Raw genomic sequence first — 12880 nt, 5'->3', positions numbered from 1 at the left:
CGTTTAAAAGGCGAAATGCTTGGATGAAAGCTTCGCTTTTTCTTCCTCTTTTCAACCAGTATACTGATCCCACAATAACACGTAAAGAAAGGTGATCAGATGACTTTATGGTTAAACAAGCAATTTCTGATCCTGCTGATCAGCGGAGGGATTCTGGCCATCGGGAATAAAATCTATGAGCTGGCTCTGCCGCTGATTCTGTATGATCTTACTCATTCCTCTGTTGCTATGTCGGTCATGCGGGGGATTGATTTCCTGCCAAACTTATTACTTGCCGCCTTCATTGGTGTGTGGGTCGACCGTGCACGAAAAAAGCTTTGGTCCATCTTTAGTGTGTTGGTCCAGCTGATTCTGTTGACTATTTTATATTTCTGGACCGCCTACGGAAGCCCCTCCATCTATGTGTTCTATACCACCGGCTTCCTGTTGATGACTCTGGGTTATGCTTATTCTAATGCCCGTGTGGCACTGGTCAAGCTTGTTCTTCCCGGGCAGCATCTTACTCCCGCCAATGCGGCTTTCAGCTTCCTCGGCACAGCTATCGCCATCATGGGCCCGGCATTGACCGGCCTTATTCTGATGTTATCCGACCTTAATGTCGGTCTGCTGCTTACCGCCATAGCTTTTGTACCAGCCTGCCTGCTGATACTCCTGCTCCCTGCAGACCCGGAGCCTTCAACTGTACCTCGCGGCAATTTCCGTCAAGAGCTCAAGGAGGGCTGGAATGAACTGCTGCGCAACCGGATTCTGAGGCAGATTACGGTGCTGGTGATCTTTCTCAATTCCACAACCGGTATGGTGGATGCGACAATTGTGTTCGCAGCCAAGGATGGATTAAGGTTGGACAATGCTGCGCTTGGACTTGTACTGTCTGCAGGAGGCATCGGCGGACTGGCTGGAAGCCTGCTCATCAGCCCGCTCAGACGCCGCTTCAGCATCGGTCATATCCTAGGCGTAACCACACTGCTTAGCGGGCTTGCATATGCTGTCCTATACTTTGCCCACAGCGGTCTTATCCTGGCTACAGGCCTTTTCTTTGACGGGATGTTCGGCACGATCAGCTCCATATGCATTTGGACTTATCGCCAAGAATCTACTCCACAGCATCTGATTGGGCGTGTTAGCGGCATCACCGGCTCGGCTTTTAAGCTGGGCATGCCCTCTGCCATCCTCGCAGCAGGGTGGATATCCCAGCATTACTCTCCCGCTCTGGTCTTTGGAACAGCGGCTCTGCTGAACATCGTAATGTTCATCGCCTGCCGCATGAGCTCTCTATGGAGCCCGCGCTTAACAGAAGAATTACGGATTAGCGTCCATTAAAGCATCTTCCTAGCAAAAAAAAGAGGTGACCCCCTTGCACCGGGGGTCCCTCGCCAACATTTTACATTTAATTAGCCGTTCTTCTTCTGAAATTCACCCATAAAGTCAACAAGCGCTTTGATATGGTCATAGGATACGGCATTATAGATGGAAGCACGCAGGCCGCCGACGCTCCGGTGTCCTTTAAGACCGACAAAGCCTTCCTGCTCGGAAGCTTTGACGAACTGTTTCTCCAACTCTTCCGACTGCAGCCGGAAGGTAACGTTCATAATGGAACGGCTGTCCGGATTGGCAAATCCACGGTAGAATCCGCCGCTATTGTCAATCGTATGATACAGCAGCTTGGCTTTCTCCCGGTTCTTCGCTTCGATGCCTTCCAGTGAGCCCTGCTCTTCGATCCATTTGAGCACCTGGTTCACCATATATATCGAGAAGGATGGAGGAGTATTGTACAGAGAGTTGTTCTTGGTGTGTGTGTCATAACGAAGCACGGTCGGAATGTGCTTAGGTGAGTTCTGAATCAACTCTTCCCGGGCTATCACTACGGTTACTCCTGAAGGCCCCAGATTCTTCTGGGCGCCGGCATAGATCAGCCCGAAGTCTTTAAGGTTGAAGGAACGTGACAAGATGTCACTGGACATATCTACAACTAGAGGAACACTCCCAGTGTCCGCGAAGCTGCTGAACTGCGTGCCCTCGATAGTTTCGTTGGATGTCACATGCAAATAAGCCGTCTTCTCAGGAAGCTGAAGATTCGACAGATCCGGAACCGATTTGTACTGGTCCTCTTCAGAGGAAGCCGCCACAAAGGTGTCTCCAATCAGCTTGGCTTCAGCGATAGCTTTATTCGCCCAGCTGCCGGTCTTGACATAACCAGCAGATTTGCCTTCGGAAAGAAGGTTCATCGGAAGCATAGCAAATTGTGTGGAAGCCCCTCCCTGAAGGAATAACACTTTATATCCTTCTGGATTACCAAACAGACCTAGCAGCCGGCTCTGAGCCTCGTTATGAACCTCCTCATACACCGCTCCGCGGTGGGACATCTCCATAATCGACATTCCCGTACCATGATAATCGACAAATTCAGCCTGGGCGCGCTCCAGCACTTCCAGGGGGACCGCTGCAGGACCCGCATTAAAATTGTAGGCTCTCTTACTCATTGGACTCCCATCCTCTCTTTTCTTAAAGTAAGTTGAAACACGGTGTTTAGTTACGGTTTACTATAACAACAATCGATCCGGGCATCAAGAACATATTGAGGCTGCGTGGACAAGTTTGCAGAATTGACACATTACCGCTTTATCTTGTCAAAGAATAGTTATTTCTGACATGTTCATCTGGTAAGGACAAACCTGATCCTGTCAAAAAAAGAAGCCGTCTTCCCGGGCCGGAACGACCAGGTGGGACGGCTTCTTGGCTACGATATCTTCATGGATAAGTTCGATTACAGATCGAAATACAGTCCGATCTCATGCGGATGAACGCGCATATTAACCGCTTTGGATTCCTTGCGCTTCAGTTCAACAAAGTTATCGATGAATTCTTGGGTGAACACGCCGCCCTCAGTCAAGAACTCGCTGTCTGCCAGAAGAGCATCCAGTGCTTCATCAAGGGAACCTGGAACGCTGCGGATTTCCGCTTTCTCTGCATCTGACAATTCGTAAATGTTCTTGTCGAAAGGCCCGTATCCTTGCTCTTGCGGGTTGATCTTACGTTTGATTCCGTCAAGACCGGCAAGCAGCATCGCGGAGAACGCCAGATATGGATTTGCGGTGGAGTCCGGGGTACGGAACTCGATACGGCAGCCCTTAGGAGTTACGGCAGCTACAGGAATGCGTACTGCTGCAGAACGGTTACCTTTGGAATATACCAGGTTCACTGGGGCTTCATAACCTGGAACAAGGCGTTTGAACGAATTCGTGCTTGGGTTCGTGAAGGCAATAAGCGCAGGCGCATGATGTAGAATCCCACCGATATAGTGGAGCGCCATTTCACTTAGATTAGCATAACCGCCTTTTTCATAGAAAAGAGGGGTGTCGCCGTCAAAGATAGACTGGTGAACGTGCATCCCGCTACCGTTATCGCCAAACAGCGGTTTCGGCATAAAGGTTGCCGTCTTGCCAAATTGCTGTGCGGTATTATGAACGATATATTTGTAAACCATCAGGTTATCAGCGGTTTTGAGAAGTGTGTCAAAACGGAAGTTGATCTCAGCCTGCCCTGCTGTAGCCACCTCATGGTGATGACGCTCAACACGAAGGCCTGCCTCTTCCAGCAAACGGCACATTTCGCTGCGGATGTCCTGCTGTTTATCAGTAGGTGCTACTGGCACGTATCCACCTTTAACAGGAATTTTGAAACCTAGGTTGCCGCCCTCTTCGCTGCGGCTTGTGTTCCAGCTTGCTTCTTCCGAATTCACTTCGTAGTAGGAACGGTTCATACTGCTCTCATAACGGACATCGTCAAAGATGAAGAACTCCGACTCTGGCGCGAAGAATGCTGCTGTCCCCACTCCACTCTTCTTCAGGTACTCTTCGGCACGAACAGCGATGCTGCGCGGATCGCGCTCATAACGGTTGCCGTCCGGTGTAAAGATATCACACAGAATGTTCAAGGTAGGATGTGCGGTGAAAGGATCAACAAAACATGAGCTAGGATCCGGCATCATTACCATGTCAGACTCTTCAATACCACGGAAGCCCGGGATTGAGGAACCGTCAAACGCTACACCATTTACAAAAGTCTCCTCATCCACCTCTTTGGCTGGCAGGCTGATATGGTGTGCACGACCGGACAGGTCTACAAAACGGAAATCCACCCACTCAATTTGTTTCTCCTGAATAGTGTTCAAAACCTGCTGTACAGACATCTTAATCCTCCCAATCACGAACATTAAAGCACTAGATAACACTCAACGTTCATACTTAATATTTAATGTCGTCATTATAATCCTAACAAAAACAATGCGTCAATACTTATGTAAGGTATTTTTGTTTTTCATGTCAGGTATTATAACATTTTATCACTTTACATAAAAAACCTGGCCCCTTGCTAAGGACCAGGCGTTCAATCGTTTATGGTATTTCCCGGGAAAATATTACACACTCACAGTGTTTAAGGCAGATTTCGGGGTATTAAATTGTCTTCCGACAATTGGGGCCAGCTTCTCCAAGTCCTGTAGAAGCGCTGCGAATTGGTCAGGGAACAAGGATTGCACTCCATCTCCGGTCATGGAATTGTCGGGATCTGTGTGCATCTCGATAATCAGACCATCTGCACCAGCCGCAACGGACGCTTTGGCCATCGGCTCTACAAGCTCACGCCGTCCCGTGCCATGGCTTGGGTCTGAGATCACCGGCAGATGGCTGAGCTGCTGCAGGACTGGAATTGCGGACAGATCGAGCGTGTTGCGGGTATAAGTCTCAAACGTGCGGATTCCCCGCTCACAGAGCATCACGTTCGGGTTCCCGCCGGCAAGGATATACTCAGCCGCGTTGAGAAGCTCGTCATAGGTTGCACTGAAGCCCCGTTTAAGCAGGATCGGGCGTCCACAGCTGCCCAGCTTGCGAAGCAGATCAAAATTCTGCATATTTCGGGTACCAATCTGAAGAATATCCGCATATTCCGCACATACGTCAACATATTCCGGTGTCATAACCTCGGTAATTGTAAGCAAACCATGCTTCTTACCTGCTTCAGCCATCATGATCAGACCTTCCACACCGACTCCCTGGAAGCTGTACGGGCCTGTGCGGGGCTTAAATGCGCCGCCGCGCAGCACTTGCCCTCCTGCTGCCTTCACTAAGCGGGCAATCTCATCGATCTGCTCCGGCGTCTCCACCGCACATGGTCCACCCATGACTACTAGCTCGCCGCCTCCGATGGTGACATCACCAAGGGAAATCACGGTATTCTCAGGGTGGAAATCCCTGCTCGCAAGCTTGTAGGATTTCGAGATCTTGATGACGTTCTCTACATCCTTCATTTGACGCAGATGCTCTGCAAGCTTCGGTTCGATCTGACCAATCAGGCCGATCACGGTGCGGTCGCTTCCACGGGATACGTGAGCTTGGAGCCCTTCTTTCTCGATGACAGCAATAATTTCCTGAATGCGCTCTTCAGGAGTCTGATTAGAAGTAATTACGATCATGTTATGACATCCTCTCCGGGGAAAATTTACAGTTGTCTCATTCTATATAAAATCAACTTATGAAAGTTACCCTATTCGGGCGCTGCGATGCCGAGTGTTCTTACGACCGCTGTTGTCTACGAAATGCTTGAACTAGATATTAATGGGCATTTCGGAGACAAAGGCGGATGCTCCGCTTCTTCAGAATCACTCGGGATCGAAGCTGAGATCGGTTCATTCTAAAGTTCATTTTATATTGTTTAAAGTTGAAGTTAATGCAGAAATTCACTTCCGCACTTAAACGCTTGTTCGCTTTTAAGCTTTTAATCGTTAAAGTAACTATACAAGAGTATCTCCCTACCGTCAACCCTTGGTCCCTCTCCGGGTACGGAAATTGATCCTTGGAAAACGCTATAAAGTCGCTCCAGCCAAGGGATATAGAGGCAACAGTATTTTCCCAATAGGCTCACAATACGAGCAGCAGTCCCTGGGAGTCTTCCCACCATAACAGGTTTCCGAAAAATATCCAGGTAGCGGGACAGAGAAATTGCTGAGAACAGCATTAATCGTAAGAAATGAAATTCAAAAAAAGACGCCTGAATTCAGGCGTCTTGGCGTCTTCTGCTTAAGATGCTGGGGTTCCCGACTTCTCGCGAACCGGGGGAAGCAGCTTTTTCATATTGACTGTGCGTACAATCTCCCAAGTCTCTGGGCGTTCAGGATCATACTGTTCAAGGTAAGCTATCACTTCCTTGGTGATCGGAGTCGGCGTAGACGCCCCGGAAGTAACTCCTACTTTATTCACACCTTCGAGCCACTCCCGCTTAAGCTCAGTCACATCCGCAATACGGTAGGCCGTAACACCAGCAATCTCCTCGGAGACCTGGGCAAGACGATTCGAGTTGTTGCTGCGGGGATCGCCGACCACAATGACCAAGTCGGTCTGACCCGCCTGTTCGGCCACGGCTTCCTGTCTGACCTGGGTAGCCAGGCAGATTTCGTTATGCACTTCAGCCCCCGGAAACTTCTCAACCAGCTTCTTCATAATGTGCTTGATGTCCCACTGGCTCATGGTAGTCTGGTTCGTAATAATAATCCGGTCTGAGTTCAGCTCCAGCGTATCAATCTCTTCTTCACGCTCAATCAAGTGCACATGCTCCGGTGCAATACCGATAGCTCCCTCGGGTTCAGGGTGCCCTTTCTTCCCGATATAGATAATCTCATACCCCTCAGCAACCTTCTCTTCAATCAGCACATGAGTCTTCGTCACATCCGGACAGGTTGCATCAACCGTAGTCAGGCCCTTCTCCCGGGCTATCTTCCTGACTTCCGGAGATACTCCGTGAGCCGTGAAGATTACGGTGCCGGATTCCACTTGACTTAAGATATCCAGACGATTCGGACCGTCCAGCGTAATAATCCCCTCATCTTCGAAGGAGGTGGTAACATGACTATTATGAACAATCATGCCCAGTATATATATCGGACGCGGCAGATCGAGATTCTTGGCCGCCTGACGGGCCAAAACCATCGCGTCGACCACACCGTAACAGTAACCACGCGGCGAAATTTTGACGACTTCCATGGAATAATACCCCGCTTTCTTGGTTCTGTCAGCTGGACTCTATAAGCACCAGCTGCGAACCTTACACTCTACTTGTGACAAACACCTTTATTATACCTTATTGAAGCGGGGTCGGGAAGGCGGGCAGCCAGATCACAAACGCTGTCCCTTCCCCCTTGCGGGAGATGACTTCCACCGACCCCCGGTGCTCGTCAATAATCCATTTGGCGATGGACAGCCCAAGCCCTGTCCCTTGAGTGACCCCTCTCGATGGGTCGGCGCGGTAGAACCGCTCGAAGATGTGGGGAATATCCTTCTGATCCATGCCGATGCCAGTATCAGCGATCCGGATTCCAATCTGGCCGCCGACCCGCACGGCATCGATCACGACCTTACCATAAGGCGTATATTTGAACGCATTCTCAATGAAAATGAACAGCATCTGCTGCAAATAGTCACGGTTGCCTTCCACATAGATGCCGTTAATCGCGGACAGGTCGCCCTGTATCCATGCGGCTGAACGCTTAAGGAACTGCGAACGCCGGATGACATCCTGCACAATCGGGGAGATGAGTAGCGGCTCCTTCGTAATAGTCTGCCCCGTATCCGCACGGGCCAGTGACAGCATGTCATTCACGAGCCGGCTCATCCGCTTGGCCTCATCCGCGATATCGCTAATCGCTTCCATGGACATGCTGCGCAGGGTCAGCTCATCCATCTTAAGCCGCCCTTCGGCTTCCTGATCCCAAGCCTTCTTAAGCAAATCCACATTGCCACGTATTGTGGTAAGCGGCGTCCGCAGCTCATGCGAGGCATCCGAAACGAACCGCCGCTGAGTTGCATAAGCCTCCTCCAATTCCTTATAGAATCGGTCAGTCCGTTCAAGCATCTGATTGACCGTACCAATCAACTGGCCGATCTCATCGTTCGGACCGTCATAGTCAATGCGGACACTGAGGTCATTCCCGGTCTGAATCTGGTTGGCGGCCTCAATTACTTTGCCAATCGGCATCATCGATTTCCGGGCTAGAAACAGACCCAACGTTGAAGCACAGACAACGGTAATGAAGAAACCGAAGATCAGAACCGTCTTCATCTGATCCAGCAACCGGTCTTCTGACATGGTGTTTACCGCCAGCGACAGTACTCCGATCGGCTGACTCGCAGTCTGAATCGGCACCTCAAATAAAATGAACGAATACCCGCCCTTATTAAAGACTGAAAATTTACCTCCGTCTACCAAAGTAGACTGTTTCGGAATCGGCAGGGTTAAATTGCGTTCTTGAAGATCCGGCGAAATACTTGTGATTCCGGTGCCATAATAACTGTAAATTTGCCAGTAAATATTATTATCCTTAAGCTTGGTAAGCTGGGGCAGCTCCAAACTTAGATTAAAGCTATCCAAATCCAAAATCCCATTCACATTCCGGATTTGATTGGCCTGCTCAACAATCTTCCTCTTAACCTCGGAATAAATGTTATAACGCACAAGTCCATAAATCGAAGCTCCGAACAGCACCAGAGTTACGGCCAGTATGCAGGTATACCATGCGGTCAGCCGCCATCTTATGGACATACTCAAGAATCTCCTCTCAGAATGTAACCGGCTCCGCGGATCGTCTGAATGACCCGCTTACCGCCCTGCTCCTCCGTCTTTTGTCTAAGCATGGCAATGTAGACCTCCAGCACATTTGATTCCCCGCTGTAGTCATACCCCCAGATTTTGTCCATAATCAAGTCGCGGGTCAAAAGACGCTTCGGATTCTGCATGAACAGATGCAGAAGCTCGAACTCTTTGGCTGTAAGCTCAAGCCTGCGTCCAGCTCTAATCACTTCTCTGGAATCGTAGTCCAGCACGATATCTTCAAAAACAAGGCGCTGGCTGTCGCCTTCCGCAGCACTTTCCTTACGGCGGAGCAGCGCCCTTACCCGGGCAAGCAGCTCCTCAAGTGCAAAAGGCTTCACCAAGTAATCATCCGCTCCAAGATCAAGCCCCTTAACCCGGTTCTCGACCTCATCCTTGGCCGTCAGCATCAGGATGGGCACACTGCTCCCGCCCTCGCGAATCCGCCGGCAGACCTCAAAGCCGTCCACCTGCGGCATCATGACATCCAGCACCACAAGATCAGGATCGGCCGAGAGCATCATTTGGAGCCCCTCGGCGCCATTACTGGCGGAATAGACATCATACCCTTCAAAAGCCAAGCCGCGCCGCAGCATGGAAATAATTTTCTCATCATCATCAATAATCAATATCCCTGATCTCATGGTACATCTCCTTTTTACAATTCGCCGCAACCTGCGGATCGATCCTGACTGTACATGTATTCACTATTTGTATTGTACCAAATTGAATGCCTGTATTTACAACAAGAAGCGGTAGGGATTCCCCTGCCGCTTCTGTATTCCTGCCTGATACATATCCCAGGCCCGTTACTCAAGATTCTGGAAGCTGTTCTTATCCCCAATCGTTACCGTTACATCCATCTTGCTGTCGTTACGGACAACACTCAGCTTCACCTTATCCCCAACCTTACGGGTCTGAATATAGGCGATCAGATCTTCCTTCGTGGCATAATTCTTGCCGTCCGCCCCTGTAATGATGTCATAAGGACGAAGATCTGCGCTGTATGCCGGCGACTTGTACACGATCTCAGACACTACAGAGCCTTCTTTGACATTGGTACCCATCTGTTTGGCCACTTCCTCTGTCAAAGTCATCAGAGATGCCCCGATGAACGGAACCGGCTTCTTAGGGATGGCCTGATTGTTCTTCAGCTTATCCAATACTTCGTTAATGGTGCTTGTTGGAATCGCAAATCCGATACCCTGTGAGTTCTCGCTTACCGCCACATTAATTCCGATAACCTCACCTTTCAGGTTAAGCAGGGGTCCACCGGAGTTCCCCGGATTGATCGAGGCATCGGTCTGGAGCAAGTTCTCATACTTGCGGTCCTTCTCCCCATTCTCGCCGGCAATCGTGATTTGGCGTCCTTTGGAGCTGAGCACACCGGCTGTTACCGAGTGATCGAAGCCCTGCGGGTTACCGATGGCTACCAGCCATTCACCGACTTTGGTGTTGTTGGAGCTGCCCAGCGGGATCGAAGGAAAGTCGCTGCCTTCAATCTTGAGGACGGCAAGATCAAGGTCGTAGCTTGTGCCAAGAACTTTAGCTTCATAAGGCTTATTCGTACCTTGTACGGTGACCTGTACCACATCCGCATTATGAACCACGTGCTCATTCGTTAGAATATATCCGGTTTTGTCGAAGATAAAGCCGGAACCCAAGCCTGTTGGAACGAGCTGATTTCCGGAAGACCCAGAACCAGAACCTGAGCCAGAGCCCGAACCGCCGGAACCATAAGGATCATTGCCCTGGCCGCCGCCAAACAGGCTGTCATCTCCGCCGAAGAAAAATTGATTGAACGGGTCTGTACTGCTTCCACGGCTCTGTTTACTGGATTTCACCAGCGTTTCGATCTTAACCACTGCCGGTCCCGCATGATCCACCACATCACTGACATCTCCGGGGTTGGTCATTGGGAAGATGGCTTGAGTTGTTTTATTGGAAGATGTGCTGCTCTCCGATTGTTCCCCGTTAGAGCCGCTAGAATAAGAGACCGCAGGGGCAGCTGCCTGGTCTGAGGTGAACAGATTCTCCTTATCGGCAAATACCATCGCGCCGGTAAGGATCAGCATTCCGGCCAGGGCACCCGCAATGACGGATTTTATAGAAGACTTCGGCTTGCCGTTATACTGCCAGTTCCCCCCGCCGCCTTTACCACCTGCTCCGGATGCCCCACCGCCGCCTCCGTCATTCGAAGGCCGTATATCATAGGAGGTTAAGAGGGGTCTGACCGGCTGTGGAGGTGTGACTTCAACACGCTCCGGTTCCTGGGACAGCTCTCTTTCCGCCTCCCTCTGATTATCTTGACCGTAAGACTGAAAAGGACCATAGGAATAATATGATGAACCGGAATCTGATGGCTTCTGCTCCCGCTGATCTGCCGCGTCGTCTCCAAAGTTATTTCCGGGTTTATTTCTTTGTTCGTCCATTGTTGTTATCCTCCTTATCCCATGTCCACAAGGGATCTTGTTTACTTGTTCTTATTGTGTACTATAAACCTTAAACGTACCTTAAAAACAATTAAAAAGGAGATAAACCTTTATGGCTCTAAGAAACCCATCCCTGGCGGTGCGCGTAGATGGCAAGCTGTGTGCGGTCTTCCAGCTCACATTTCATTAATAGATTGCTGACATGGGTCTTAACCGTTTTGATGCTGATATGAAGCTCTTCCCCAATGTCCTTGTTTGTCTTTCCCTCCGCAATGAGAAGAAGCACCTCTTTCTCCCGCTCGGTCAAGCCGGATTCGTCATTTTGTACAGTACGCTGCCGCAGTCCCCTGGTCAGAGCCTGGGCCACATCCCCGGTCATCACCGGCATCCCCCGGTAGGCTCCCTGCAGGGCATAGATGAGCTCTTCCGCAGAAACGGTCTTCAGCACATAGCTGACCGCCCCGGCTTCAATCGCCTTGACGACCAGATCATCTTCAAGAAAGCTGGTTAAGATAACAATCTTCAAGTGTGGGAAACGCGCCAGCACAGCCTGGGTTGCCTCAGCTCCGTTCATCACCGGCATCATCAGGTCCATCAAAATAATATCCGGCATGCCATCATCGCCGGCATGGCTTAGGTAATCAACCGCCTGCTGCCCATCGCCCGCCTCCGCAATCACTTGAAACTTGGGCTCCAGCATCAGATACGTTTTCAGCCCCATGCGGACCATATCATGGTCATCCACAATCATGACTTTTATTGTCTCATTGCTCATGCTCATCGCTCTCTTCCCGTTCTTCAAATTTAGGAATATGTACACGTATTGTTGTTCCAGCCCCTGGCTTGCTGATGACTTCCACATGGCCTCCCAGCTTCTCTGCCCGCTCACGCATGGTAGTCAGCCCGTAAGAGCCCTGCTTCTGGTAAGTGGAACTGAAGCCCTGTCCATCGTCGCTGATGCTCAGCATCACCTGCCGCGGACCCTCGCGCAAGGACAAGCTGACCATATTGGCTCCGGCATGTTTGACGATATTGGCCATCGCTTCCTGGATGATCAGGAACAACTGGTGCTCCTTCGCTTCAGACAGCTGGCCCGGGATGTCGAGTTCCTTCATTCCCTTCAGGTTATTCTGCCTGCAATAATCCGGGAACCACTGATCCAGCGCTTCAGCCAAAGTCTTGCCGACCAGCTCCATAGGTCTAAGCTGGGCAATAAGCGCCCTCATCTGTTTCTGGGCGATGTTGGACATCTGGATTAGCTGGTCCATAACTATGGTAGCCTGGTCTTCATTAATTTTCAGAACCTTAGGCAGTGAAGATGCCGCCATATGAATCGCAAAAAGCTGCTGGCTGACCGTATCATGAAGATCCCTTGCCAGTCGCCGCCGCTCTTCGAGCACGGCCTTCTCCGAGGCCTGCTCCTTCTCGATGACCTCCTGCTCGCCAAGCTGCTGCAGCAGCTGCATCTTCTTTTCCACAGCCGCCATCATCGTATTGAACTCCATATACAGGCCAGCGAACGTCTGGTCCACCGTGCCTGGGAGCCTGACATGCAAATTTCCCTTGGCCACCTGGAGCATACCCAAATGCAGCGCATCAATCCGGCGCTGAATTCTCTGCCCCGCCAAATAGCCTATAATAACCGAAAACACCACAATCCCCACCACGTAGTAAATCCACATGCGGGGAGTCGTAATGACGATATATCCGGAAGACTTGCCGACATAGAGAGCTGCAGCTGACAGGCAGCCTGTCAGCAGGAAATAAAACAGCAGCTCCCATTTTGTGCTTCTTAGATTCCGCAGGATCAT

Annotated in this window: 11 protein-coding genes; 2 read left to right on the top strand and 9 right to left on the bottom strand. The window is 50.5% G+C overall.

What is annotated here, in order from left to right; translation table 11 throughout:
- Positions 1-99 precede the first annotated feature (99 nt).
- Complete coding sequence (locus KJS63_RS22230; protein ID WP_213621106.1) at positions 100-1320, top strand: MFS transporter; 1221 nt, start codon at positions 100-102, stop codon at positions 1318-1320.
- 71 nt (positions 1321-1391) lie between these two features.
- Here KJS63_RS22230 and serC read toward each other — a convergent pair whose 3' ends face one another.
- From serC to aroF, 3 genes are all read right to left on the bottom strand, one after another.
- Complete coding sequence (gene serC, locus KJS63_RS22225; RefSeq protein WP_213621105.1) at positions 1392-2480, bottom strand: 3-phosphoserine/phosphohydroxythreonine transaminase; 1089 nt, start codon at positions 2478-2480, stop codon at positions 1392-1394.
- Positions 2481-2764: 284 nt separating this feature from the next.
- Positions 2765-4189 (bottom strand): type I glutamate--ammonia ligase, encoded by a 1425-nt coding sequence (glnA, locus tag KJS63_RS22220; protein ID WP_213621104.1) that lies wholly within the window; start codon positions 4187-4189, stop codon positions 2765-2767.
- 228 nt (positions 4190-4417) lie between these two features.
- Positions 4418-5470: a 3-deoxy-7-phosphoheptulonate synthase gene (aroF, locus tag KJS63_RS22215; protein ID WP_068619972.1), complete on the bottom strand. Its 1053-nt coding sequence runs from the start codon at positions 5468-5470 to the stop codon at positions 4418-4420.
- Positions 5471-5557: 87 nt separating this feature from the next.
- Between aroF and KJS63_RS26480 the strand changes: the two genes are divergently transcribed.
- Positions 5558-5692, top strand: coding sequence for a hypothetical protein (locus KJS63_RS26480; RefSeq protein WP_280520844.1), 135 nt, complete (start codon positions 5558-5560; stop codon positions 5690-5692).
- 382 nt (positions 5693-6074) lie between these two features.
- On the opposite strand, the gene KJS63_RS22210 is transcribed toward KJS63_RS26480, so the two are convergent.
- From KJS63_RS22210 to KJS63_RS22185, 6 genes are all read right to left on the bottom strand, one after another.
- Complete coding sequence (locus KJS63_RS22210) at positions 6075-7034, bottom strand: 4-hydroxy-3-methylbut-2-enyl diphosphate reductase (RefSeq protein ID WP_213621103.1); 960 nt, start codon at positions 7032-7034, stop codon at positions 6075-6077.
- Positions 7035-7131: 97 nt separating this feature from the next.
- Positions 7132-8589: a sensor histidine kinase gene (locus tag KJS63_RS22205; protein WP_068619974.1), complete on the bottom strand. Its 1458-nt coding sequence runs from the start codon at positions 8587-8589 to the stop codon at positions 7132-7134.
- 2 nt (positions 8590-8591) lie between these two features.
- Positions 8592-9281, bottom strand: a complete 690-nt coding sequence (locus tag KJS63_RS22200; RefSeq protein WP_068619975.1) for a response regulator transcription factor — start codon at positions 9279-9281, stop codon at positions 8592-8594.
- A 165-nt stretch (positions 9282-9446) separates the two neighbouring features.
- On the bottom strand, positions 9447-11069 hold the full coding sequence (locus KJS63_RS22195; RefSeq protein WP_213621102.1) for a S1C family serine protease: 1623 nt from the start codon (positions 11067-11069) through the stop codon (positions 9447-9449).
- 118 nt (positions 11070-11187) lie between these two features.
- Positions 11188-11844: a response regulator gene (locus tag KJS63_RS22190; RefSeq protein WP_213621101.1), complete on the bottom strand. Its 657-nt coding sequence runs from the start codon at positions 11842-11844 to the stop codon at positions 11188-11190.
- A complete protein-coding gene (locus tag KJS63_RS22185; RefSeq protein WP_187386147.1) occupies positions 11834-12880 on the bottom strand; it encodes a HAMP domain-containing sensor histidine kinase in 1047 nt (348 codons plus the stop codon). The genes KJS63_RS22190 and KJS63_RS22185 overlap by 11 nt, the downstream gene beginning before the upstream one ends.

Origin of the sequence: Paenibacillus sp. J22TS3 (assembly GCF_018403205.1) — a bacterium.
Classification (GTDB): Bacteria; Bacillota; Bacilli; order Paenibacillales; family Paenibacillaceae; genus Fontibacillus; species Fontibacillus tuaregi.
Note: the sequence above shows the minus strand (reverse complement) of the source record. Positions and strands in the feature narration are given on the sequence as shown.

Coding starts and splice junctions, on each gene's coding strand:
- KJS63_RS22210 (WP_213621103.1), bottom strand. CDS start 7,034: ATGGAAGTCGTCAAAATTTCGCCGCGTGGTTACTGTTACGGTGTGGTC.
- aroF (WP_068619972.1), bottom strand. CDS start 5,470: ATGATCGTAATTACTTCTAATCAGACTCCTGAAGAGCGCATTCAGGAA.
- KJS63_RS22205 (WP_068619974.1), bottom strand. CDS start 8,589: ATGTCCATAAGATGGCGGCTGACCGCATGGTATACCTGCATACTGGCC.
- KJS63_RS22190 (WP_213621101.1), bottom strand. CDS start 11,844: ATGAGCAATGAGACAATAAAAGTCATGATTGTGGATGACCATGATATG.
- glnA (WP_213621104.1), bottom strand. CDS start 4,189: ATGTCTGTACAGCAGGTTTTGAACACTATTCAGGAGAAACAAATTGAG.
- KJS63_RS22195 (WP_213621102.1), bottom strand. CDS start 11,069: ATGGACGAACAAAGAAATAAACCCGGAAATAACTTTGGAGACGACGCG.
- KJS63_RS26480 (WP_280520844.1), top strand. CDS start 5,558: ATGCCGAGTGTTCTTACGACCGCTGTTGTCTACGAAATGCTTGAACTA.
- serC (WP_213621105.1), bottom strand. CDS start 2,480: ATGAGTAAGAGAGCCTACAATTTTAATGCGGGTCCTGCAGCGGTCCCC.
- KJS63_RS22230 (WP_213621106.1), top strand. CDS start 100: ATGACTTTATGGTTAAACAAGCAATTTCTGATCCTGCTGATCAGCGGA.
- KJS63_RS22185 (WP_187386147.1), bottom strand. CDS start 12,880: ATGATCCTGCGGAATCTAAGAAGCACAAAATGGGAGCTGCTGTTTTAT.
- KJS63_RS22200 (WP_068619975.1), bottom strand. CDS start 9,281: ATGAGATCAGGGATATTGATTATTGATGATGATGAGAAAATTATTTCC.